At 66.1% G+C, this 22,447-nt stretch carries 21 protein-coding genes; 15 read left to right on the forward strand and 6 right to left on the reverse strand.

The window, feature by feature from the left end; translation table 11 throughout:
* Positions 1-21: 21 nt before the first annotated feature.
* Complete coding sequence (locus BMZ48_RS03945; protein ID WP_091532139.1) at positions 22-834, reverse strand: symmetrical bis(5'-nucleosyl)-tetraphosphatase; 813 nt, start codon at positions 832-834, stop codon at positions 22-24.
* Between the two features lie 154 nt (positions 835-988).
* On the opposite strand from BMZ48_RS03945, the gene BMZ48_RS12965 reads away from it, so the two are divergent.
* The 13 genes from BMZ48_RS12965 to BMZ48_RS04010 all read left to right on the forward strand — a co-directional run bounded on the left by BMZ48_RS12965 (position 989) and on the right by BMZ48_RS04010 (position 14,630).
* Positions 989-1,192: a Flp family type IVb pilin gene (locus BMZ48_RS12965; RefSeq protein ID WP_091532141.1), complete on the forward strand. Its 204-nt coding sequence runs from the start codon at positions 989-991 to the stop codon at positions 1,190-1,192.
* A 41-nt stretch (positions 1,193-1,233) separates the two neighbouring features.
* Positions 1,234-1,677, forward strand: coding sequence for a prepilin peptidase (locus BMZ48_RS12970; RefSeq protein ID WP_268762363.1), 444 nt, complete (start codon positions 1,234-1,236; stop codon positions 1,675-1,677).
* A 4-nt stretch (positions 1,678-1,681) separates the two neighbouring features.
* Entirely contained in the window at positions 1,682-2,233 is a 552-nt protein-coding gene (locus tag BMZ48_RS03960; protein ID WP_091532142.1) for a TadE/TadG family type IV pilus assembly protein, read from the forward strand.
* A gap of 37 nt (positions 2,234-2,270) precedes the next feature.
* Complete coding sequence (gene cpaB, locus BMZ48_RS03965; RefSeq protein ID WP_091532144.1) at positions 2,271-3,137, forward strand: Flp pilus assembly protein CpaB; 867 nt, start codon at positions 2,271-2,273, stop codon at positions 3,135-3,137.
* Between the two features lie 122 nt (positions 3,138-3,259).
* Positions 3,260-4,498, forward strand: coding sequence for a type II and III secretion system protein family protein (locus BMZ48_RS03970; RefSeq protein ID WP_234981514.1), 1,239 nt, complete (start codon positions 3,260-3,262; stop codon positions 4,496-4,498).
* Between the two features lie 55 nt (positions 4,499-4,553).
* A complete protein-coding gene (locus tag BMZ48_RS03975) occupies positions 4,554-5,744 on the forward strand; it encodes a CpaE/TadZ family protein (RefSeq protein WP_091532148.1) in 1,191 nt (396 codons plus the stop codon).
* Between the two features lie 25 nt (positions 5,745-5,769).
* Positions 5,770-6,996 carry a TadA family conjugal transfer-associated ATPase gene (locus BMZ48_RS03980; protein ID WP_091532459.1) on the forward strand — a complete coding sequence of 409 codons (1,227 nt, stop codon included), beginning with the start codon at positions 5,770-5,772 and terminating at the stop codon, positions 6,994-6,996.
* The gene (locus tag BMZ48_RS03985) at positions 6,996-7,916 is read left to right on the forward strand and encodes a type II secretion system F family protein (protein WP_091532150.1); all 921 of its coding nucleotides are present in this window, start codon (positions 6,996-6,998) and stop codon (positions 7,914-7,916) included. Before BMZ48_RS03980 ends, BMZ48_RS03985 begins: the two co-directional genes overlap by 1 nt.
* The gene (locus BMZ48_RS03990; RefSeq protein ID WP_091532152.1) at positions 7,913-8,854 is read left to right on the forward strand and encodes a type II secretion system F family protein; all 942 of its coding nucleotides are present in this window, start codon (positions 7,913-7,915) and stop codon (positions 8,852-8,854) included. The genes BMZ48_RS03985 and BMZ48_RS03990 overlap by 4 nt, the downstream gene beginning before the upstream one ends.
* 4 nt (positions 8,855-8,858) lie before the next feature.
* Positions 8,859-9,542, forward strand: coding sequence for a tetratricopeptide repeat protein (locus tag BMZ48_RS03995; protein ID WP_091532154.1), 684 nt, complete (start codon positions 8,859-8,861; stop codon positions 9,540-9,542).
* The gene (locus BMZ48_RS04000) at positions 9,539-9,826 is read left to right on the forward strand and encodes a DUF3613 domain-containing protein (RefSeq protein ID WP_091532157.1); all 288 of its coding nucleotides are present in this window, start codon (positions 9,539-9,541) and stop codon (positions 9,824-9,826) included. The genes BMZ48_RS03995 and BMZ48_RS04000 overlap by 4 nt, the downstream gene beginning before the upstream one ends.
* 13 nt (positions 9,827-9,839) lie before the next feature.
* Positions 9,840-11,564, forward strand: a complete 1,725-nt coding sequence (locus BMZ48_RS04005) for a pilus assembly protein TadG-related protein (RefSeq protein ID WP_159431076.1) — start codon at positions 9,840-9,842, stop codon at positions 11,562-11,564.
* A gap of 39 nt (positions 11,565-11,603) precedes the next feature.
* On the forward strand, positions 11,604-14,630 hold the full coding sequence (locus BMZ48_RS04010) for a sensor domain-containing protein (RefSeq protein ID WP_159431077.1): 3,027 nt from the start codon (positions 11,604-11,606) through the stop codon (positions 14,628-14,630).
* A gap of 4 nt (positions 14,631-14,634) precedes the next feature.
* Here BMZ48_RS04010 and BMZ48_RS04015 read toward each other — a convergent pair whose 3' ends face one another.
* From BMZ48_RS04015 to BMZ48_RS04035, 5 genes are all read right to left on the reverse strand, one after another.
* Positions 14,635-15,072 (reverse strand): universal stress protein, encoded by a 438-nt coding sequence (locus tag BMZ48_RS04015; protein WP_091532163.1) that lies wholly within the window; start codon positions 15,070-15,072, stop codon positions 14,635-14,637.
* 92 nt (positions 15,073-15,164) lie between these two features.
* Positions 15,165-15,947 carry a 16S rRNA (adenine(1518)-N(6)/adenine(1519)-N(6))-dimethyltransferase RsmA gene (gene rsmA / locus BMZ48_RS04020; protein ID WP_091532165.1) on the reverse strand — a complete coding sequence of 261 codons (783 nt, stop codon included), beginning with the start codon at positions 15,945-15,947 and terminating at the stop codon, positions 15,165-15,167.
* Positions 15,944-16,948: a 4-hydroxythreonine-4-phosphate dehydrogenase PdxA gene (gene pdxA, locus BMZ48_RS04025; protein ID WP_200769507.1), complete on the reverse strand. Its 1,005-nt coding sequence runs from the start codon at positions 16,946-16,948 to the stop codon at positions 15,944-15,946. The genes rsmA and pdxA overlap by 4 nt, the downstream gene beginning before the upstream one ends.
* Before the next feature lie 12 nt (positions 16,949-16,960).
* Positions 16,961-18,289 (reverse strand): peptidylprolyl isomerase, encoded by a 1,329-nt coding sequence (locus BMZ48_RS04030; RefSeq protein WP_091532167.1) that lies wholly within the window; start codon positions 18,287-18,289, stop codon positions 16,961-16,963.
* A 72-nt stretch (positions 18,290-18,361) separates the two neighbouring features.
* Positions 18,362-20,524 carry an LPS-assembly protein LptD gene (locus BMZ48_RS04035; protein WP_143383623.1) on the reverse strand — a complete coding sequence of 721 codons (2,163 nt, stop codon included), beginning with the start codon at positions 20,522-20,524 and terminating at the stop codon, positions 18,362-18,364.
* Between the two features lie 141 nt (positions 20,525-20,665).
* Here BMZ48_RS04035 and BMZ48_RS04040 point away from each other — a divergent pair, with 141 nt between their 5' ends.
* The gene (locus BMZ48_RS04040; RefSeq protein WP_494546063.1) at positions 20,666-21,658 is read left to right on the forward strand and encodes an aminoglycoside phosphotransferase family protein; all 993 of its coding nucleotides are present in this window, start codon (positions 20,666-20,668) and stop codon (positions 21,656-21,658) included.
* A gap of 58 nt (positions 21,659-21,716) precedes the next feature.
* Positions 21,717-22,385: an N-acetylmuramate alpha-1-phosphate uridylyltransferase MurU gene (gene murU / locus BMZ48_RS04045; protein ID WP_091532174.1), complete on the forward strand. Its 669-nt coding sequence runs from the start codon at positions 21,717-21,719 to the stop codon at positions 22,383-22,385.
* Positions 22,386-22,447 lie beyond the last annotated feature (62 nt).

Here is a 22,447-nt window from a genome sequence, read left to right on the forward strand (position 1 = left end):
AGCGCGCCCAAGGGTCTTGGATCAACGGTGGCAGTCGCACTGGATGAGAGCGCCGTCTTCCAGGCGCAATGCCGTGAGCGCGCCGCCCCAGACACAGCCGGTGTCGAGACCCCAGACCCGGTATTGCGGCCATTCGATCTGGCCGAGCGCCGACCAGTGGCCGAAGACGATGCGTGTCGTTGCGGTGGCACGGCCGGGTGCGGCGAACCACGGCAGCAGTCCGGGGGGCTGGCGGCCCGGCGGTCCTTTTTCCTGATAATCGAAGCGGCCATCGGCGGTGCAATAGCGCGCCCGTGTGAGGCAGTTGATGACGAAGCGCAGACGCTCGACCCCACTGAGCGCGTCACTCCAGCGCGCTGGATCATTGCCGTACATCTGCGGCAGGAATTCGGCACGGGTACGGGGATCCCGCAGCACCGCTTCGGCCTCGGTCGCCAGTGCCAGCGTCTGTGCCAGCGACCATTGCGGCGCAAGGCCGGCATGGATCACCAGTGTATCGAGGGATGCATCGTACCAGGCGAGCGGCTGGTGCGCGACGAAGTCGAGCAACTCTTCGGCATCCGGTGCGCCGATGACCTGCTCGAGGCCGTCGCGGGCTTCGCGCAAGCCCTGGGCGGCAGCGAGCAAGTGCAAATCGTGGTTGCCGAGCACGGTCGTTGCGACCGATCCCAGCCTGCGGACGAAGCGCAGGGTTTCGGCCGAGTCCGGGCCGCGCGCGACGAGATCGCCGGCCAGGATCAGCCGGTCTTGCGCAGGGTCGAAGCGGCAGCGGTCGAGCAGCCGGCGCAAGGGGTCGAGGCAGGCTTGGACGTCGCCAATCACATAAGTCGCCATGTCGAAATCAAACGCGCAAAATTCATTGCAGGATCCTGATTCGGCCGACAGACGGTAGGGATACGGATCTTCTTCAGCTTTGACGCGGAGCTTCGCCGCCGCTCATAGTAGTCGCACCTCCGGCCGAGGGGTCGGATTTTGACAGGAGCGTGCCATGTTGAAGAAGTGTCTCGAGCTTTTCCGCGCGTTTGCCAAGGACGAAGAGGGTGCTACCGCGATCGAATACGGTCTGATCGTGGGCTTGATCGCCATTGCGCTGATCGCGGTTCTGCTGCTCGTTGGTGGCGAGCAGGGTCTGGGCGGTCTGTTCAATACCGTCGCGACCGAAGTGCAGAACGCCAGCAGCACTACACCTTAAGGCCTACAATTGACGCAGTCGCGGCGACCGAACTGCAGGGGCTGGCCCGGTGGCTCGTCGCAGTCTGGGCCGTGGTGATCGCGGTCGGGGATGTTTGTACCCGACGCATTCCCAATACCCTCCTGCTGGCTGCAGCAGTGGCCGTGGCGCTGGTGTGGCTATACCAGGGCCGCGGCCCTTTCGGCGTCACCGTATCTGACGGCCTGCTCGGCGCGGCGCTCTGCGCCGCGCCGTGGCTGCCCGGTTGGCGCTGGAGGCGGGTCGGTGCCGGCGATGTCAAGTACGCCGCCTGCATCGGTCTGTTACTCGGCTGGTTGCCGGGTTTACGGGTCATGCTGTATGCCGGCGTAATCTTGGGCATCATGGCAGGGCTTGCATGGCTGCGCAGTTCCGGCGGATCCCGGCTGCCGATGGGGCTGGCGCTGTCGGCGGGCTTGCTGATCGAGTTGTCGGGCGTCGGCCGGTACGTCTTGCCGCAGGCCTGAGGCCGTGCGCGAGGCGGGCGCGGTGCGCGCGCTTTCGCTGGAGCGGGATGCAATGACTGTGCAGGGACGGATCAACGACACAGGGCGACAGCGCGGCGGTGCCGCGGTGGAATTCACCTTTGTTTTTCCGGTGCTATTCCTGCTGGTTTACGGCATCGTCGTCTATTCGTACATCTATGTCGTCCAGCAGGCGATTACCTATGCCGTGCAGGTGGGTGCCGAGGCCGCGGTGGCGGTCGATCCGGCGGTGGACAGTGCCGACACCCTCAAGAAGACGACGGCGCAGGCCGCCGCTTACAGTGCACTGTCATGGCTGCCGGCGCACCAGCTGCAGACGCGGATCGGCGGGAAAAACGGTATCGCCGCGGAAATCTGCCCGGCCGGCGGTACCATGCTGGGCGTGACCTGCCCGCTGGACAGCAATGCCATCGTCGTGCGCATCACCTATACCATCGCCACGCCGCAGCCGCTGTTTCCGGTGATCAGCCTGCCCTTCGTCGGGCCGGCTCCACCGATGCCGGCACAGCTTTCAGCGGCGGCCGTGGCGCGGATCTAGGACAACCTGGGGGACATCCGATGAACGGGAGTATGCGATGAGCAGCACCACGCTCAAGGTGGTTGCGGTGGTTTCGGTGCTGTTGGCGGTCGTGCTGGCGGTGATCGGTTTCCAGATCAGCCACAACTACGCCGAGCAGGCGCAGCAGGCACAGCAGCAGGTGCGCCAGCAGCAGGTGCAGCAGACGCTGGCCGTCGTCGCCCTCAAGCCCTTGCCGGCCTACGAACCGATTGCGCGCGATGCTGTCGCGCTGGTCCCGGTGGCGATCGCTCCACCAGGACTCTACGGCAGTATCGACGATGTCATCGGTAAAGTGCCGCTGGTGGACATCGATGCCGGAGCGCCGGTGACCCAGCGTTACTTCAAGGAGGGCAATCTGCTCGCGCGCATCATTCCGCCGGGGCATCAGGCCGTTTCGATCGAGGTCAACGACGTGGTTGCAGTCGGCGGCTTCGTGCGTCCGGGCGACATCGTCGACGTGCTGGTCTATCTGCGCGGCACGGGGGGTAGCGGGGGGAGCGGCGAGGCACAGTCGCGCGTACTGCTCGAGGCGGTGCGGGTGCTGGCTTACCAGGAACGCATCATCGACCGTCCCGAGGGCATCAAGGAAGACGACAAGCAGCGTGCGGCTTCACGGGTTCGGACCGCGGTCATCGCCGTGCCGGAGAAAGACACCACGAAGCTGATGCTGGGTTCAAGCCTCGGTGAGCTGCGGCTTGCCCTGCACAGCCAGAATCCGGATCTCGCCGCTGCGCCGGCCGACGCCCAGCGTTCCGGTCCGCTGGACAAGGCAATCAGCATTGCCGAGCTGGCGCGGATCAAGCCACCGCCATCGGCCAGCGCGCCCAGGCCGCGCATCGAAATCTTGCGCGGTAATACCCGCGAAGTCGTGACCACACAATAAAAAGGCCCGCCATGATCCAGGCACCGATTCGCAGACTTATCCGCTTTTGCACGCACCTTTGCACGGTTGCGGTTTTCGCGGTCACCGCCGTTGCGGGGGCATCCGATACCGGTGGTCATGTCGTGCTCGTCGAGAAAGGAACACATCGGCTGCATCGCGCATCTGGCGAGGTCACCCGCGTGGCGGTCGGAAGCCCTGATATCGCCGACGTCAGCGTGATCAATCGCCGCGAGCTGCTGATCACCGGCAAAGCCCTGGGTGTGACCAGCCTGTTGGTCTGGACCAAGGGCGTCCAGACCCCGCAGGAGTACCGTATCCGCGTCGGTGCCGTGAAAGATCCCGTGCAGGCAACACAGGCCGATCCCGAGCTCGCCCGTGCGATCATCGACGAGGGACGCAGCCTCTCGGGCCGTCTGCCCAATCTGCTCGCACACCGCCGTGCGATGCTTTCGGCCCAGGTGCCCAAGGAGGGGGCAATGGCCGACCGCAGCAGCGTTGAACTCGAGACGCAGGTGATGACCTCGGTGAAAATCGCCGACGTCGCCCGCAGCACGCTGCAGCGGTATGGCTTGCATGGCAGCAAAACCGGCCGCAACACCTCGGGTGGCGTGTTTGCGCCCGGCAGCCTCGGTGGCGTCCGCCAGGATGCCAGCGGCATCACGTTCACGCAGACGCTGCCGATCCAGAACGCCTTCAACCTGGTCCTGGCCGATCCCGGCCGTGGTCTGCTCGGCATCATCAGCCTGCTCGAGAGCAAGGGATTGGTGCGCACACTCGCCGAGCCGAGTCTGCTCGCGATGAGCGGTCAGACCGCGAGCTATCTGGCCGGTGGCGAGTTTCCGGTACCGGTCACCCAGGGCGGGGCGACCTCTGGTGGGATTTCGGTCGAGTACAAGGAGTTTGGCGTGCGGTTGAGTCTGTCCCCGACCGTGCTCGCGCGCGACCGCATCGCCCTGAAGGTCGCTCCGGAAGTCAGCGACCTTGATTTTTCCGCGGGGATCCAGATCGGGGGGGTGTCGGTGCCGGCACTCAAGGTTCGTCGTACCGAGACGACGATCGAACTGGGTGACGGCGAGAGCTTCGTGATTTCCGGGCTGGTGAGCAGCAGCCTTGCCAACAACATCGACAAGCTGCCCTGGCTCGGCGACATCCCGGTGCTGGGCGCCTTTTTCAAATCCACAAATTTGCAGCGCGAGGATCGCGAATTGATCATGGTGGTGACACCGCGTCTGGTGCGGCCACTGGCGCGCGAGGCGCGCCTGCCCAGGCTGCCCGGCGCCGAGTACGACCGTTACGAGCCCAGCCCGGCGCGCAATATTTTCCTCGAACGCGGTGATTTCGACTCCGGTTTCAGCCGCTAGTCCAACCATTCATGGTGACTAGAATGCGCGGATCGAACCATCGGGATGCGAGAACATGAAAACCCAGGCCATCGTGGTCGCCGACGATCCCGTTTACCTGAGCTGGCTTGAGAACGCCGCCGGGCAGGGGGCCGAGTTTTCACTGGTGCGGCCGCTCGACGCCGAGGATCTGATCGAGCGCGTACAGGCGATGGGGCGTATCGACGTCGCCTTCTTCCAGTTCGAAAGCAGCAATCTCGACAGCCGCGTCAGCATGATGGAGCGTCTGGTCGAGCGCATGCCGGATCTACCGGTTGCTGGCCTCGGGGCCGACAGCAATCCCGACATCGTGCTCGCGGCGATGCGCGCCGGTGCGCGCGATTTTTTCGTGCTGCGCCGTGACGAGAGCGATGTCGCAGCACTGATGTCCAAGCTGCTGCGCCGAGCCGCGCCGGCGGCGCGAGCCGTGCAGAAACAGGGCCGGATGTTCGGCGTGTTTGCGGCGCATCCCACCGACATCGTCGCCTTTGTTGCCGAGCATCTGGCACTCGCTGCCGTCGATATGCTGCCGCACAACGAGCCGGTTTTGCTGGTGGATATGGCCACTCCCGCCGGTGCCGCGGCGATCTTCCTCAACATCAACCAGTCTTACAGCGTTCTCGACGCAATCAACGATGTCTATCGGTGTGACCAGACGCTGGTCGATACCGCTTTTTCCAAGCACCCGAGCGGACTCTACCTGCTGAGTTTGCCGGAGGATCTGGTCGGCAGACCGCAGGTGAATTTCGAGGAATTCGCCAAGCTGCTGCAGGTCGTGCGCGGTCTGTTCGGCTGTGTCATCGTCACCTTCGATGGGCATCTGCCCCTGCCAGCCATCGCCAGCATCATCACCCAGGCGGACCGTTCGGTGCTGTTGTCCGACCAGTCGATCATCAAGTCGCGGCACTGCAAGTATCTATTGCGGGCGCTGCGGCTCGAGGACTGCCCGCTCGATCGCACCGCACTGGTCGTCGACAACTACCGTCGCCGGCTCGGGCTGGAGCCGGAGAATCTGGCCCAGATCCTCGATCTGCCCGTACTCGGCACCTTGGCTTGCAGCCATGGCCATGCGCGTATCCAGGCGATGAATGCCGGCGAGCCGCTGTTCACGCTCGCGCCCAAGGATCCGTTCTGCGCCGATGTGCGCCGGCTCACGGCGGCCCTCTTGGGGGGGCAGGCACGGATGGAGCCCGCTGCACGTGGTTTTCTGAGCCGCCTGCTCGGTTGATGCGTGGATGCGTCCGGATTCGCAGATGAACGCGCCCTCGTCAGATCCGCAGATCACCCGTTTCAGGCTGTCGGATCAGTACCAGCAGCTGAAGAACAATTTTCACCGCCACCTGATCCAGCAGATCGAGGAGCGCAATCTCGATATCGACCATTGGGACGCGCAGAAGGTCGAGCGTTTCGTCACCGAGCAGATGCGTCGTTATGTCATCGAACAGCGTCTGCCGATCAATCAGCGTGAGTCCGAGGCGCTCGCGCGCGATGCCCGCGATGAGCTGATGGGGTATGGCCCGATCCAGGCGCTGATCGACGATGACAGCGTCAATGACATCGTCGTCAATGGCCCCAATACCGTGTTCGTCGAACGTGACGGCCGGCTGTACAGCGCGCCGGTGCGTTTCTTCAACGACGCCCACGTCGTGCGTGTGATCCAGCGCATTCTTGCCCCGATCGGCCGACGCGTCGATGAATCGACGCCGATGGTCGATGCGCGCCTTCCCGACGGTTCCCGCGTCAACGCCATCATTCCGCCGATCGCTCTTGATGGCCCGTGTCTGTCGATCCGCAAATTCCGCAGGCAGCCACTGAGTGCGGATGATCTGTTGCGCTTGGGCACGCTCAGCGCTGCCGAGCTGCAGTTTCTCAAAGAGCGTGTCGAGAAACGGACCAATCTGATCGTTGTCGGTGGAACCGGCTCGGGCAAGACCACGTTCCTGAACCTGCTATCCCAGTGGATTCCGCACGACGAGCGCGTGATCACCGTCGAGGACGCCGCCGAGCTGCGGTTACAACATCCGCATGTCGTGCGCCTGGAAACCCGTCCGCCCAATCTCGAGGGCGAACGCGCGGTGACGGCGCGGGATCTCGTGCGCAATGCGCTGCGCATGCGTCCAGACCGCATCATCGTCGGCGAGGTGCGTGGCGACGAAGTCCTGGACATGCTCCAGGCGATGAACACCGGGCACGACGGTTCGATGACGACGCTGCATGCCAACAGCACGCGCGATGCCATCCATCGCCTCGAGCTGCTCGCGGGGTTCGCCGGTTACACCGGCAGTGAGATCACCTTCCGGGGGCAGATCGCCTCCGCGATCCAGTTGATGGTCCACGTCAGCCGGCTCAAGGGCGGCGAACGGCGTGTCATGTCGATCACCGAGGTTCTGGGTACGCGCGGTCACGAAATGATCATGCGCGATCTGTTCCGGTATGACCTCGAACGTGGCGAGCACGTCGATTGCAGGGAGCGTGGGTGATGGCCTTGGTCGCGGTCTTTGTGTGCGCGCTTGCCCTCGCGGCGCTGGCCATCGTTTTGTTCATCCGCGCCGGCCGCCGCGAGCGCGAGGAGGAAATCCTGCTGCGCCTGCGGGCAATGGGCGGCGATGAATCCGCTTACGTCATGCGGTCCGCAGACCAGGTGCGCAATCCGGTGCTGCGGGCGCTCTGTCACTTCGTGTGGCGCACCGGTGCTGAGCTGACGCCGGATACGATCGTGCGCATTCTGCTCGTGCTGGTGGCGCTCGGTGTCGTCGCCGTGGTCGTGCTCGGTGTTTTCGGCGGGCTGTCGGCGACCGCATTCCTGCTGGTCTTCGGCTGGGCCTGGCTCAACCGGCAGGCGGCACGGCGGCGCGCACAAATCGTCGAGCAGCTTCCGGCTTTTCTCGAGGGGGTGATCCGGGTGCTGGGCGCCGGCAACACGCTCGATGAGGCCATTTCCGCCGCTGCACGTGAGAGCCCGGATCCGATCCGCCCGCTGTTCTTGAGTGTCGGCCGGCAAGTACGGCTCGGTGCACCGATCGAGTCCGTGCTGATGGAGGCGGCCGAGATCCATCAGTTGCGCGATCTCAAGGTGATCGCCCTGGCCGCCGCGATCAACCGCAAATACGGCGGCAGTCTGCGCAACGTGCTGCGCAGCCTGATCCAGGCCGTGCGCGCCCGCGACATGGCGGCCCGCGAATTGCGCGCTCTGACTGCGGAGACCCGCTTCTCGGCGATGGTGCTGTCCATCATCCCCGTTGGATTGATGCTCTACATCTTCGCCCAGAATCCCGATTACTACCGCACGATGTGGAACGATGCCGTTGGCCGCTGGCTGCTGATCGGTTCGGTGATCCTGCAGCTCGTCGGCGTGCTGGTGATCTACCGCATGATGCGCTCGACCGAGGATCCAACATGAGCCCGACGGTTTTCGCCGGTCTGGTGGCCGCGGCCATCCTCGTCGCTGCGGTTGCGCTGGGTGCCGTCGCGGTGCTGGTGATGCGCGTCCGCACCGAGGCGCAGATACGCCGGCGGCTGTCGCCGGAAGTCGGCGGCGACGTGGTAATCGACGAGCGTGCGGACGCGCCGCTGCTGTCGACGATGGCGCGCGGAGGACGTGCGCTCGAGGGTGTCATCGATGCCGAAGGCGAAAGCGCGCGTTTGCTGTTGCAGGCCGGTTGGCGCGGGTCGGAGCAGCGGCTGCTCTGGTATGCCTTCCAGGCCGCGTTGCCGTTCGCGCTCGGCGGACTCGTGCTGCTGTTCTGGGTGACCAGCGACGTGCACAACAAAGCGCTCGTCGTGCCTCTGCTGGCGCTCGCCGCGGCGATTCTGGCCTTTCTGCTGCCGCGCTGGATCCTGCGTTCGGTGGCCTCCGCGCGCCAGCGCCGGATCAAGAACGAGGTCCCGTTGTTCATCCACTTGCTGCTGTTGTTGTTCGAAGCGGGGCTGTCCACCCGTCAGGCTCTGGCGAGCCTGGTCCGTGAGGGTGGTGGGGTACTGCCGGAGATCGGCCGCGAGCTGGAACTGGCCATTCGCCAGTTGGAGGCGGGTGCCGACATCGGCGAGGTCATGAAGAACCTCTCCGAGACGCTCGATGTCGATGATTTGACGACAGTGTTCGCCGTTCTGCGCCAGGTTGACCGCTACGGTGGCGAGATCCGCGAACCGCTGCTCGATGCCCTCGAGGTGATCGAGGAGCGGCGTGGGCTGGATTTGCGCGAAAAGGTGAATCTGTTGTCAGGACGCATGACCGTGGTCATGGTCGGGTTCTTTTTTCCGGCGCTCCTGGCCTTCGTCGCCGGCCCGGCGTTCGTTGCGATCATCCGCGCATTGGGGCAGGTCAGTGGCCGTGAATAGGATCATGACCGTTTTGGCGGCGATCGGTACGCTCACCCTGGGTGCCTGTGCCTTGCCGCAGCGCATCGATGCATCCGCTGACGCGCCTGCCGGCGCGTCCGGCACCGAGATCGACCGCGAGCTGTACGGCCAGCTGATCCGTTCGATGCTCGATCAGGGGCAGTACTATGCCGCGCTCGCCCATGTGCAGCAGCGCCAGCGCAGCGGGGGGGGCGACCGCACCGAGCTGCGCTATCTGGAGGCCGAGGCACGTCGGGGTCTGGGCCAGGTGGAGGCAGCCAGAACCCTGTATGAAGGCTTGTTGAAGACGGCTTATGCTGCCCGCGCCTATCACGGGTTGGGTTTGCTGTACGCCGGGTCCGACTTGGATCGGGCGATCGGTTATCTGCGCGAGGCGGCGGTCCGCGCGCCGACCGATGCCGATGTCCGCAACGATCTCGGTTATGCGCTGCTCAAGGCGCGCCGCGACGCCGAGGCCTTGCACGAGCTGGCCACCGCGGTCGAGCTTGCGCCGGAGTCCGAAAAAGCGCGCAATAATCTCATGCTGCTGCTGATGGTGCGCGGCGATGAGGCGGCCGTGAACCGCGTCGCCCGCGAGGCAGCGGTGCCGGCTGAGACGATGGCGCGCCTGCGCAAGCAGGCCGCAGAGTTGAGGGCCCCGCGCGGGGCGACAGGAGGCAGGCCATGAACCAGCAGACCGGAAGGACTTGGGTGCTCGCACTCGCACTGGCGGCGACGTGCGCAGTCGCGGTAGCGGCAGAGCCCACGCAGGCGCCGCGGGTCGGTGATGCGACGCGCGCCTGGCTCGAGCTGCAGGCGAGCGGCAACGCCGCGCTGGGTACGCTGCGGCCGCTGCCGGGCGAGATTGCCGACAAAGCCTACCAGCGTTACCTCAAGAGCTTCGACAACCGTATTCCCGACAGCTATGCGCGCGAAAGCTTCGTGTCGGCGTCGGGTTCCGGTGGTTCCTGATCGTCCGCACGCGATGCTTCGTCACCAGCAAACCGGTGCGGTCGCCGTGTTCGCGGCGATTGCCGTCGGTGCAGGGCTGGTTGCGCTGGCTCTGGCGGTGGACGTCGGCCGCCTCTATGTCGCCCAGCGCGAGCTGCAGCGCATGGCCGATACCGCCGCACTCGATGCGGCACGGGTGGCGGGCGGCTGCATGGGCGTACCGGCCGATCCGCAGGCAGCGGCCTACGGCGAAACCTTGGCCAGCGTCGCGCGCAATGGTGGGCGCGCGCGCGAGGTCGAGCCTTTGGCCGTTGTCCTGGGACGCGACGTGCTTGCTGCCGACGGGCGCCATTATTTCGCGCCCGCCCAGACAGAGGAAACGGTGCACGCCGTGCAGGTGACACTGACCCGGCCGGCGCCGCAGCGGGTGCTGCCATTGGGACCCCCGGCTGGCCGGTTGGTGGCGCGGGCGGCGGCACGCTCGCGACCCTACGCCAGCGTGCACGTGGGCAGCCGTCTCGTGGCCCTCGATCCAGAAGGACTCAATCCGCTTCTCGACCGTGCTTTCGGCGGCAACGGTCTGCACGTCAGCGCCGTGGGTTACACCAGCCTGTTCGAGGCCAGCGTGCCGCTCGATTCCTTGATCGACACCCTGACACCGGGTGCGGTCGATCGACTGCGCTTCCGCGAGGAGACCGTGCCTGGGCTTCTGCGCACGATGGCCGATACCTTGGCCGCCTCCGGCAACGAGGCGGCGGCGATGGCCGCGCGCGAGATCGCAGCGAGTGCCGATCGCTCGCAGGGGATCGCTCCGGAGGAAGTCATCAGCGTCCAGCGCGAGTCGGCGCAACTCGTCGGCAGCGCGCTGATTGGCGCCGGCCAGCTCACCTTGCTCACCGCCCAGGCCACCAGCGAGTCGGCCGCGATCGAATTTTTGTATACGCTGCCGCCACCGCTGGGTGACAGCCGTGCCTTGGTGCGCTTCATCGATCCGGGGCGGATCGCGCTGCTTTCACCCCTGATGCCGGGCGAGACGCCGCGCTATGCAAGCAATACCCAGGGCGTGCTCGTCGCGGAGGTGATTCCGCAGAGTATCGCACTGGGTGGGGCGATGCGCTTGCCGGTCTGGGTCCAGGTCGCCCAAGCCACTGCCGAAGTCACCGATATCCAGTGCGCGCGCAGCGACTTTCCGCGTGACGTCGTCACCGTCGATGCCCGTGCCAGCGTGAGCCGGATGGGTATCGGTGAATTCGATGACATCGAAGGTCCCGCGCCGCAGCCGCGTCCGGCAACGCTGTTCGATGCGCCGCTGGCGGCGGGGTTTTTGGGGATCCCGGTGCCGGTGCACGTGCAGGTCCGCGCCTATGCGGTCGCCGATGTGCCGGGCGATCGGCGCCAGCTCGTCTTCGAAGGACCGTTTCCGTCGCCTCCCCAGACCATCGGCGGACCGGACACCGCCGCCATCCTTCAGGCGCTTGCGCTGCTGCCGTCGCAGCTCGATGTCCAGGTGCAAATCGTGCCGGTCGGCGCCCCCGGTGGGCCGGCGCTCGGAGCGGTGGATGCAAGCGTGCGCCGTTTGATTGAAGGCGCACAACAGCGCCTGGAGGCTGCGTTGCGGGCACAGATCAGCGAGCTGCTGATCGACGCCGGTGATGAGATCGTCGTTGGCGCGCTTAGCCGTACCGGGTTGACGCTGGGTGGCGCGGATGTGCGCGTCACCGACGTGGTGGCCAAGGAACCGTATCTGTTCGCCCGTTAGGGCGCCGAACCCGAGGATCACATGCGCCCGGACCGGCGTATGGACAAGCAGCCGTGGCTGACCGGACTCGCCGGGGTGTGCCTGATCCTGCTGGCGGCGCAGGCATTGCTGTGCCTGTGGCAGGCGCGTGCGCTGCAGTTGCGTCTGGATCATGCCCATGTCGCGGCGGAGGCGGCGCGGGCGCTGCAGCCCGAGCTCGTACGCCCAGCGGGGTTACGCAGCCTGCGTCCAGTCGTCGATGCCCTCTTGCAGCGCCCCGATCTCGGTTTGCGTTTTCTCGCGGTGCAGGACGCCGAGGGGGTCGTGCTCGCACGGGCGGGTTGGCTCGAAGCGCTCCGCCTGCCACTGTTGCCGCAGCGGCTGCAGGAGCAGTGGCGCGACACGCTCTACGCAGTGTGGGGCAGCTACGGCAGTCGCTCCATCCGGGGGCGTGACGGGCGACTGCTCGGGAGCATCGAGTACAGCCTCGAACCCGGAGCGGTCGAAGGCGTGCGCGTCGAGGCGGTGGCGGCCCTGCGTCTGGCTGGCTGGATTTCTGCGGGACTCACCCTGCCATTGGCCGCCATGGTCGCGATCGGTCTGTACCGGCAGCGCCGCGCAAAACCGGAGTGGCTCGGGCGTGCCGATCCCGATCGCCCAGTCTCTGGCAATGGATGGGGGGCGAGCGATGTCGGCGAGTTTCGCGACCGCGCCGGGGAGGTCATGGATGCACTGCAGTACGCCCTGATCGTGACCGACCGTGAAGGGGTGGTGCGCTATCTCAACAAGACGGCGGAGCATCTGACCGGCTGGTCGATGGCGGATGCGCAGGGCCGCCTGCTGTATTCGATCTTTCATCTCGTCGATGGCGCCGGAGCGGTGCTGCCCGGACCCGCCGATGGCGCGCTGCGCGAGGGTCGTCCCCAGGCGATGCAGTCCGGCTGGCTGCGCCGCCGTCATGGCGAGACGGTACCGATCGAGATGACCGCGTATCCGATGCGCAACCGCCAACGCCTGCTCGACGGCATCACCCTGCTGTTCCGCGACACCACACCGCAGCAGCAGGCACTGCAGTCATTGCGACGCGAGGCCCGATTGTCACAAGCGGTGGTCGATCACCTCGAAGAAGGTTTGCTGATCACCGACATGGCCGGGGTGGTGCATTCGGCCAATGCCCGTGCCGAACGCATGTTCGGTTATTCGCGCGACGAGCTGGTCGGGGCGACCGTGACCAAGCTGATGCCGGTGCCTTTCCTCAACGCACCGACGATCCGGATCACCGACTATGTTGCCAGCCGCAACGTCGGCAAGCTACCCAAGGTGGTCGGTTGGCGCAAGGATGCGACGACATTTCCGATCGAGCTGTGGGTACAGCCGATGCGCGTCGAGAGTGCGGACGGTCTGGTCGTCGTCGTGCGTGACATCAGCGAGCGTCTGCGCGGCGAGAATCTGGCGATGCGCCTGGGGCGGCTGCTCGACAACGCCAGCGAGGAGGTCTACATCTTCGAGGCGCAGTCGCTTTATTTTCTCGAGGTCAGCCGCACCGCCCAGCGCAATCTCGGTTATTCGCCGGAACAGCTGGCGCGGATGACGCCGCTTGACATCAGCGCGGAGCTGAGCGAGGAGAGTTTCCACCACTTCCTTGCCGATCTGCGCGGGGGCGATAAGGATCATCTCGTTTACCGGTGTCGGCACAAACGCGCCGATGGCAGCAGTTATCCGGTCGAGGTCCGGCTGAATTTTTCCCGCGACGAAGAACCGCCGGTGTTCATGGCCATCGCCACCGATATCGGCGATCGCTTGCTGGCCGAGGAGAGACTCAGCCAGCTTGCGCATTTCGATGCGCTGACCGGATTGCCCAACCGCGTGATGCTGCATGACCGGTTGCAGCAGGCGCTGCTGGCGGCCCAGCGTGGGCCGCGGCTGCTCGGTGTTTTCTTCCTCGACCTGGACCGCTTCAAACAGATCAACGATCTGCACGGTCATGCAGTCGGCGACCAGGTGCTCAAGGCGGTGGCGGATCGCTTGCGTTCGGCCGTACGGCCGAGTGACACCGTCGCCCGGCTGTCGGGCGATGAGTTCGTGATTCTGGCGCCGGGCCTGCGCAGCGCCGAGGATGCCCAGTTCGTTGCCGCAAAACTGCTCGACCGGTTTGCCCAGCCGCTGGATCTGCCGGGTCTTGCGATCACCTGCCGGCCCAGTATCGGAATCACGCTGTACCCGCTCGACGACAGCGATGCCGATGGCTTGCTGCGTCATGCCGATAACGCGATGTACCAGGCCAAGCAGGCCGGGCGCGGATGCTGGCGCTTGTTCACCGCCGAGATCGATCCCGGGCGCCGCCGTCAGTTCGATCTCGAACGTGAGATCCATGCGGCCGTCGCGCTCAACCAGTTCCACTTGATGAGCGCACCGGTGCTCGATGCCGAAGGTCGGGCTCATGCGCTGCTCGCCGCGCTGCGCTGGCAGCATCCGCGCCATGGTGTGATCGAGGGAACCGAACTCTGGCAGGCCGCCAGCCGCGCCGGCCTCGTCGCCGATCTCGAGCTCTGGCAGATCTGTCGGGCCTGCGAACAACTCGACGCCGCAGCGCAGGAAAAGTTACCGCTGCTGCCTTATCTGCTGCCGGTATCGGGCTGGCAGCTACGCGATCGCCAGTTCATCGCCCATCTCGGCGACTTGCTGGCACGCTACCGCGTGCCAGCGGCTTGCCTGGTGTTCGCGGTGACCCCGGACGGTCTCATCGAAGCCAGCGACCGCCATGCCGATACCGGGCAACTGCTGCGCGCTGGCGTGCGCCTGGCTCTGCGCGATTTCAACCTGATGCCGGCATCACCGTCCCTGCCGCTGGCCTATGTGCTCGCCGGGGCGTCGGTGCTGCACGTGCCCGAACGCGTGCAGGCTCTGCGCGCCGCGTTGCCGCGGCAGACCGTGATCATCGCCACTGGCGTATCGACGCCGGAAGAACTGCGCCGGTGCCATGCCGCCGGGATTGCCTGTGCTGCGGGCCCCGCAGTGGCCGGTGATCTGGATCCGTCAGCGCTGGCCGCCTGGCTGCGCAACAGCCGTATCGATGACGCCGTGTGAGCATCTACGGCGTTGACAGGCAGACCGTCAGCACGTCGCAGTGCGCGCGCTGTACCACGTCCTCCTCGGTATGGCTGAACAGCGCGGCCAGGCCGTGGCGCGGATGATGACCGACGACGATCAGGTCGGCGCCGAGCTCGCGTGCCGCGCGATGGATTTCCGCCGCCACGCCGCCGCTGGTGACGCGCAGCGCGGTCACGGACAGCGCGTTGCGTGCGCACAGCTCGCGTAACCGCGTTTCGGCCTGGCGTTGCAACTGCATCGACAGATCCGGCGGCGCTGCCATCAGCGCCTCGCCGGTTTCCAGCGGGATGTATTCGACCACGTGCACGATCGAAAGCCGTGCGCCGAACTGATGCGCGAGCGCCTGGGCGCGGCGCGCCACGCCCTCGCCATGCTCGTCCAGTGCGATCGCGGCAAGCAGATGCTGATACGTGGACATCGTGGTGCTCCGATGACGGTCGCCCGCGTCCAGTTTCCGGCTTTCGATGCGCGTTTTCCAGTCGGGGTACGAGGACAGCCGGATGGGTAGGGTCAGCCGGTGTGCAGCAGGTTCGCGAGCCGTGCGAAGTCGCGCGCATGCAGGGTTTCGGCGCGCGCGCGCGGGTCGATGCCGGCGCGGGCGATCGTTCGTGCATCGGCCAGTCCTTTGAGCGCATTCGCAAGAGTCTTGCGGCGCTGGCCGAAGGCAGAAGCGACCACACGGTCGAACAGCGGGAGGTCGCAGACCGTGAAGTCGGGTGTCCGTGGTCGCAGGCGTACGACCGCCGAATCGACCTTGGGCGGAGGCCGGAAAGCGCCAGGACCGACGTGAAACAGCGAGCTGACCGCGCAGCGCGCGGTCAGGGCGACCGAGAGCCGCCCGTATGCGGGATCGCCGGGTGCGGCTGCCATGCGATCGACGACCTCTTTCTGCAACATGAAGTGCATGTCGGTGATCGCCTCGGACTGGCCCAGCAGGTGGAAGAGCAGCGGCGTCGAGATGTTGTACGGGAGATTGCCGACCAGGCGGATGCGCGTGCCCGGTGGTGCGAGCGCGCGGTAATCGACGGTCAGCGCGTCGGCCTCGATCACGTGCAGACCCGGATGATTGTTGCATCGGCTGCGCAGCAGCGGAATCACGTCGCGGTCGATTTCGACGACGGTCAGCCGTCCGAGTCGCTGCAGCAGCGGGATGGTCAGTGCGCCCAGACCTGGCCCGATCTCGACGATTGCCTCGTCCGGCTGTGGGTCGAGCGCGCGCAGGATGCGTTCGATGACACCGGGATCGTGCAGGAAGTGCTGCCCGAAGCGGCGCTTGGCGACGTGATCGGTCATTCCGGCCGGGACCGTTCGGCAAGCTCGATGGCGAGCCGCAATGCCGCGCGCAGGCTGCCGCTGTCGGCGCGTCCGCTGCCGGCGAGCTCGAGCGCGGTGCCGTGGTCGACCGAGGTGCGCAGAATCGGCAGACCCAATGTGACGTTGACCGCTTCACCAAAGCCCGCGTGTTTGAGCACGGGCAGCCCTTGGTCGTGATACATGGCGAGTACCGCGTCGGCGCTGCCGAGCAGGCGCGGAGTGAACAGCGTATCTGCCGGCAACGGTCCCAGCAGTTGCATGTTTTCGTGACGCAGCCGCTCGAGCACGGGGGCGATGATCTCGATTTCCTCGCGCCCCAGATGGCCGGACTCGCCGGCATGCGGATTGAGTCCGCAGACCAGGACACGCGGATCGGGCAGACCGAACTTCGTGCGCAGGTCGGTGATCAGGGTGCGCAGCACCGACTCGAGCAGATCCGGTGTGATCGCATCGGCAACGGCGCGCAGCGGCAGGTGGGTCGTCGCCAGTGCCACGCGCAGCAGCGGCGCTGCGCCGGTGGTGACCAGCATCATCACCGGGCGTGTGACGCCGCAGCGTTGCGCGATGAATTCGGTATGCCCGCTAAACGGGAAGCCGGCATCGTTGATGATGCCCTTGTGCACCGGTCCGGTGACCCATGCGTCGGCGGCGCCGGCCAGACACGCGGCGGCGGCGGCGGCGAGCGTTTCAAGGACGTAGCCGGCATTGGCCGGATCGAGCCGCCCCGGTACCACGGGGGTGGCCAGGCGGTGCGCGAGCACGGGCAAGGTACCCGCGGCGTGCGCGCGCCGTGGCGCGTCGGTCTGGTAATCAGTGAGACGTAAGGAAAGGCCGAGCCTGCGTGCGCGGTCGTGCAGCAGCGCCGGATCGCAGACGGCAACGAGCTGGGCCGGCCAGGTCTGTTGCGCAAGCGCGCAGACCAGATCGGGCCCGATGCCAGCCGGTTCCCCTGGGGTGATCAGGATGCGCGGGATGCCCACGCGTTCCCCGTATCACGATGCCTTCTGCGCCGCCGTCTCTGCGTCGCTGGGCATACGGTACTCGACGTAGGCTTCGCTGCGCAGGCGGCGCAGCCAGGTGTCGTATTCCTCGGCAGCCTTGCGGTTGGCGATCGCGGCGCGTGCACGTGCGCGCCGCGTCTCATCGGTGGTGTCGCGTGTGCGCCGCTCGATGACGCTGGCGATGTGCCAGCCGAACTGGGTCCGAAACGGCGGCGACAGCTCGCCCGGCTCAAGTTGGTCGATGCGGACCTGGAATTCCGGAGCGAAGACCCCTGGCGGCTGGAAACCCAGGTCACCGCCATTGTTCTTGGAGCCGGGATCGTCGGAATATTCCTTGGCGAGCTTGGCGAAGTCTTCGCCGGCCTGCAGACGGTTGTACAGGTCGCGTGCGAGCAGGCGGGCCTGGTCGTCGTTGCGCACCGCATTGGTCTGGATCAGGATGTGACGCGCACGGGTTTCGACCACGGTCGTGCGCTCGCCGCCGCCGCGCCGGTCCACGAGCTTGATGATGTGGTAGCCGCCCGAGGTTTCGATCAGATCGCTGATCTGACCCGGCGCGAGCTTGGCAGCGGTACGCGCGAAGGTCTGCGGCAGATCGACGCCGCGGCGCCAGTCGAGGTCGCCACCCTGAAGCGCCTGCTGACCGTCCGAATGCGCGATCGCGACCTGGGCGAAGTCTTCGCCGGCGCGCAGGCGCTGGAGCAGGGCCTCGGCACGCTTGCGCGCGGCTTCGCGTACCTCCGCGCTGGCGCCTTCGGGCACGGCGACGAGGATATGGGAGAGGCGGTATTCGACGTCGGCATCGGTGCCCTGGCTGGCCAGCAGCATGTCGATGTCCTGATCGGTGACCGTCACGCGGCTGTCGACCTCGCGCGCGCGCAGGCGCTGGATCATCACCTCGTCGCGGATTTGCTCGCGCACGGCCAGGTAGTCCATGCCGTCCTTGCGCACCGCCTCGGCGAATTCGGCGAGGCTCATGTTGTTCTGACGCGCGATGTTGGTCAGCACCTCGTTGAGTTCGCGATCGTCGACGCGGATGCCGGCCTGCTGCGCACGCTGGGTCTGCAGCCGCGTCAGGATCAGCCGTTCCAGTACCTGTGCGCGCAGTGCCTCCTCATCCGGAGCACGGATGCCGCGTTCGCGGATCTGCCGGCGCGCATCTTCCATGGCCTGGTCGAGTTCGCTCTGCAGGATGACGCCCTGGTCGACGATGACGAGGATGCGGTCCAGCAGTTCGGCGGCGGCGACGGGGCGCAGCGCCATGAGTGCCAACAGCAGGGCGGTGATCAGGCGGACGGGCGCAAAAGAGAACAGCTTCATGGGGACCATCGGACGGGCGGAAAGCAGGCATTATCGCGCATTGCGGCCGACGAGCGTGCCGGCCAGGATGGGTTATTCGACCGCATCGGTGCGAAAGAGGTTCGGCGGCCTCGAGCCGATGCGCGCCAGTCCCTTGAGTTCGAGCAGCAGGTAGATGCCCGAGTTGCGCTCGCCACTGGTGTTGGCGACATAGCGGCGATAAGACGTGCGCAGCGCCCAGCAGCAGGTTTCGTACTGGATGCTGGCGATGGTGTCGAGGGATTCCCGGTCACGCAGCGAGTAGCGCCAGCGGCCGAGCAGGCTCAGGTTGTTCCACAGGGGGGTCGAGACGATCACGTCAGTCTGTTCCAGCAGATTGGCGCGGTAGCGGTAAGCCAGCTCGGCGCGCCGGCGGTCCGAACGGTAACGCAGTCCGACGCTGGAGCGGGTGAAATCGGCATCCTCCGGCGACCATTGTGTATCCCAGTAGGTCCCCCAGCGCTCGCTGAGAGCGTAGTCGAAGGCGGCGATGAAGTCCGTGGCTCCCCGGTCGGGAGGGGGTTCATCGGGCAGCCGCACGCGTGGGGATTGGAAACGGAACAGCTGGCCGATCGTCGCGCTGGCGCGCAGGATTCCGCTGTCGGGGTCGAGCTGGCGGCCGGTTACCGCAAACGCGAAATGGTTGGCGTCGGAGATGCGGTCTTCGCCGGAGAAACGGTTGCGTGCGAACAGCTGGGTAACGTCGAAGTCGGGTTCGCCGCTGTCGAAGATCGGCAGCTGCGATTGATCCTCATAGGGTACGTACAGGTAGAACAGACGCGGTTCCAGGGTCTGTGGTGCACCGGAGGGCGTGATGCGATCGAAGCGCAGGCCGTACTCGGCGCTGAAGATCGGCAGTGCGCGATCCGGGCGGCTGGGTTGCCCCGGCGCGGTGCCGGTCAGCTCGTAGGCGGTGTAACGAAAATCGACCTGCGACCTGGCAAACCAGGCGATGCGGTCTTTTTCCATGCGCAGGTACGGATGCAGATCGATGCGCTGACCCTCGACGGATCCCGGACGCACGAAATTCGCATACTCGGTGACAGCGCCCAGACGGGTATCCCAGATCGCGTTGCGCGTCAGTGCGTCGATGCGGATCTGCGGCAGGCGTCGGTATGGATCATCGACCGGATCGAGATTGCTCGCGATCGTCTGGTAATCCTGGAACAGCATCTGCACCGTATAGGCAGCCGGGGCGTGGTAGGTGAAACGCGCACTGCGCTCCAGATGCGTGATCGAACTCAAATCGACGTTGCCGCCGAGATCCTCGAAGTAGGCGGGGTCGCTGGTCTCGGCATAGTGGATGTCCACGCCCAGGCGCGAGCCCACAATTCCGCGATGTACGAGTTCGGTGTAGGTGCGGCGCTCGCCGGTGATGCGATCATTGCCCAGAAACTCATAGCCCAGACGACCCTCGGCACTGCGCAGCAGGTAGCGGCCTTCGGCATCGATCTGCGTGCCGCGATCGGACATCAGGCGTGGCGCGAGCGTCGCGTCGTAGTTGGGCGCGAGGTTGAAATAGACCGGCACGCGCAGATCCCAGCCGGTTTTGTCGGATCGGCCAACCGTGGGGAAGAGCAGGCCGGTGCGGCGGCGGTCGTCGATCGGGAACTGGAACCACGGGGCATACAGGATCGGCACGCCGAAGAAGCGCAGGCGGGCATGGCGCGCGGTGCCCAGCCCCTGTTCGTGATCGAGCTTGATGGCGCTGGCCTCCAGGTACCAGGCGTCGGATCCGGGGGCGCAGGTGGTATAGCGCACGTCGTCGAGCCGCGCCACGCCATCCTGGCCGATACGCACGTGGCCCGATTCGCCCCGCGCCGAGCGCTGTGTCAGTACGAATTCGGTTCCTTCGAAACGCCCGCTGTCGTCGTCGAGGTCAAAGTGCGCCGACTGCGCGCGGATCAGGAGCTGACGGTTGCGGAACGTGGAAGGGGCGTCGATCTCGACCAAGCGCTCACGCTCGTCGTATTCCAGCGCCGGGGCGGTGAATTCCTTGTCCCCCTGGCGCAGCTGTACCGAGCCGCTCAAGCGCGAGCGGCCATCGGCGCTCAAATCCACATGGTCGGCGTCGAGGACCAGGCGCGGATCGGCGGGAGCATCGAGCGCCGGCAGAGTGTCGGTGAGTTGCGTGCACCCCTCTTGCGTGACTTGCGCGTGCGCGGGCGCGGCCAGCGCGGCGGCAAGGATCAACCCGATCAGTGGACGGACAGGCAAGGTCGGCTGCAAGGTGGCTGTGGTTTTTCCAATCAGCGCGCAAGTATCGGCGTTGCCGCAGCGCCGGTGCAATCGGCCGCTGGTGTAAGCTTCGCCGCGCCCGTACCGATTCACCCCATGTCCGATTCCATTCTCTCTTGTATGGATGCGGCCGATCTGCGCGCCCAGACCGCCCGGCAGTGGGCGCTGGCGCAGTTGGGGCTGCAGCAGGCCGAGTTCGCGCCGGCTTCGGCCGATGCCAGTTTCCGCCGTTATTTCCGCATCCGCGACGGGGTCCGTAGCTGGATCGTCATGGATGCGCCGCCGGAGCGTGAGCCGCTTGCGCCGTTCGTCACCGTCGCCGGTCTTCTGCATGCCGCCGGCCTGAATGCGCCGCGGATTCTCGCCGAGGACCGCATGCGCGGCTATCTGCTTCTCACCGATCTCGGCCAGCAGACGTTTCTGCAGGTGCTCGATGAGCACAATGCCGATGCGTTGATGAGCGATGCGATCACGGCCTTGATCCGCTGGCAGTGCTCCACCCGCTCCGGTGTGCTGCCTCCCTACGACGCCGCGCTGCTCAAGCGCGAACTGGATCTGTTCCCGGACTGGTACGTCGGCCGTCATTTGCAGCGCGCGCTGTCGGCGCGTCAGCGTGAGGTGTTGACCGCGATCGAGCATCGACTGATCGGCTCGGCCCTGGCCCAGCCGCGTGTGTTCGTCCACCGCGATTACATGCCGCGCAATCTGATGTTCACCGACCCCAATCCCGGCATCCTCGATTTTCAGGATGCCGTCGAAGGGCCGATCAGCTACGACGTGATCTCCCTGCTGCGCGACGCCTTTTTGTCCTGGCCCGAGGCACGCGTCGAACACTGGTTGCGTCAATACTGGACAGCGGCGCGCGCCGCCGGTTTGCCGGTCGATGCCGACTTCGCTGCATTCCGCCGCGCTTGCGACTTCATGGGGGTGCAGCGCCATCTCAAAGTCATCGGGATTTTCGCGCGCATCCACTACCGCGATGGCAAACCGCACTACCTTGCCGATGTGCCGCGCTTCATCGGTTACGTGCGCGGGGTCGCCGCTCGGTATGCCGAGCTGGCGCCGCTTTTGCAGCTTTTCGATGAGCTGAACCTGCACGCAGAGGCAACATGAGCATTTTGCGTACGCCGGCGCAAAGCCCAATCGGCCCGTGCGCGATCGGTCTGGTGCGATGACCTGTGCCCTGATTCTTGCCGCCGGCCGCGGTGAGCGCATGCGGCCGCTGACCGATCACACGCCCAAGCCGCTCGTCGAGGTGCGCGGTCGGCCGCTGATCGAGCATCACCTCGACGGGCTGCATCGTGCGGGCATCGAGCGGGTCGTCGTCAATCTGGGCTGGTTGGGCGAGCGTTTGCGCGCGCATCTGGGCGATGGCGCGCGTTACGGGTTGCGCATCGATTATTCCGTGGAGGGTTGGCCGGCGCTCGAGACCGGCGGCGGCATTTACCGCGCCCTGCCGCTGCTCGGCACGGCGCCTTTCATCGTCATCAACGGCGATGTCTATTGCGATTATCCCCTGCGGCAGCTCGTCGAACGCGCACAAAACCTGCCGCCGAACGATCTCGCCCATCTGTTGCTCGTCCCCAACCCCGCACACCATCCCAACGGAGACTTCGCGCTCGATGGCGCACGCGTGCGCGACGCTGGCATGCCCCGGCATACCTTCAGCGGCATATCGGTCCTGCGCCCGGATCTGTTCGAGGGTTGCCGCGACGGTGCCTTTCCGCTGGCGCCGCTGCTGCGCAAGGCGATACGCGCGGATCGGGTCGGCGGCGAGCTGTACACGGGGCTGTGGTCCGACGTCGGGACGATCGAGCGCCGCGATGCGCTCAACGCCTGATCCGTGCCGCGGAACGCAGACGTGTGCGGCGATGCTAAAGTGCGCGCCCGATCTCATCCGCA

The sequence above is a fragment of the Fontimonas thermophila genome, assembly GCF_900113085.1.
Lineage (GTDB): Bacteria > Pseudomonadota > Gammaproteobacteria > Nevskiales > Nevskiaceae > Solimonas > Solimonas thermophila.

Excerpts from the sequence above, each read along its gene's own strand:
- BMZ48_RS03995 (WP_091532154.1), top strand. The coding sequence starts at position 8,859 with ATGACCGTTTTGGCGGCGATCGGTACGCTCACCCTGGGTGCCTGTGCC.
- BMZ48_RS04030 (WP_091532167.1), bottom strand. The coding sequence starts at position 18,289 with ATGAAGCTGTTCTCTTTTGCGCCCGTCCGCCTGATCACCGCCCTGCTG.
- BMZ48_RS04015 (WP_091532163.1), bottom strand. The coding sequence starts at position 15,072 with ATGTCCACGTATCAGCATCTGCTTGCCGCGATCGCACTGGACGAGCAT.
- BMZ48_RS03985 (WP_091532150.1), top strand. The coding sequence starts at position 6,996 with ATGGCCTTGGTCGCGGTCTTTGTGTGCGCGCTTGCCCTCGCGGCGCTG.
- BMZ48_RS04005 (WP_159431076.1), top strand. The coding sequence starts at position 9,840 with ATGCTTCGTCACCAGCAAACCGGTGCGGTCGCCGTGTTCGCGGCGATT.
- BMZ48_RS03945 (WP_091532139.1), bottom strand. The coding sequence starts at position 834 with ATGGCGACTTATGTGATTGGCGACGTCCAAGCCTGCCTCGACCCCTTG.
- BMZ48_RS12965 (WP_091532141.1), top strand. The coding sequence starts at position 989 with ATGTTGAAGAAGTGTCTCGAGCTTTTCCGCGCGTTTGCCAAGGACGAA.
- BMZ48_RS03975 (WP_091532148.1), top strand. The coding sequence starts at position 4,554 with ATGAAAACCCAGGCCATCGTGGTCGCCGACGATCCCGTTTACCTGAGC.
- murU (WP_091532174.1), top strand. The coding sequence starts at position 21,717 with ATGACCTGTGCCCTGATTCTTGCCGCCGGCCGCGGTGAGCGCATGCGG.
- cpaB (WP_091532144.1), top strand. The coding sequence starts at position 2,271 with ATGAGCAGCACCACGCTCAAGGTGGTTGCGGTGGTTTCGGTGCTGTTG.
- rsmA (WP_091532165.1), bottom strand. The coding sequence starts at position 15,947 with ATGACCGATCACGTCGCCAAGCGCCGCTTCGGGCAGCACTTCCTGCAC.
- BMZ48_RS03990 (WP_091532152.1), top strand. The coding sequence starts at position 7,913 with ATGAGCCCGACGGTTTTCGCCGGTCTGGTGGCCGCGGCCATCCTCGTC.
- BMZ48_RS04040 (WP_494546063.1), top strand. The coding sequence starts at position 20,666 with ATGGATGCGGCCGATCTGCGCGCCCAGACCGCCCGGCAGTGGGCGCTG.
- BMZ48_RS04000 (WP_091532157.1), top strand. The coding sequence starts at position 9,539 with ATGAACCAGCAGACCGGAAGGACTTGGGTGCTCGCACTCGCACTGGCG.
- BMZ48_RS03980 (WP_091532459.1), top strand. The coding sequence starts at position 5,770 with ATGAACGCGCCCTCGTCAGATCCGCAGATCACCCGTTTCAGGCTGTCG.
- BMZ48_RS04010 (WP_159431077.1), top strand. The coding sequence starts at position 11,604 with ATGGACAAGCAGCCGTGGCTGACCGGACTCGCCGGGGTGTGCCTGATC.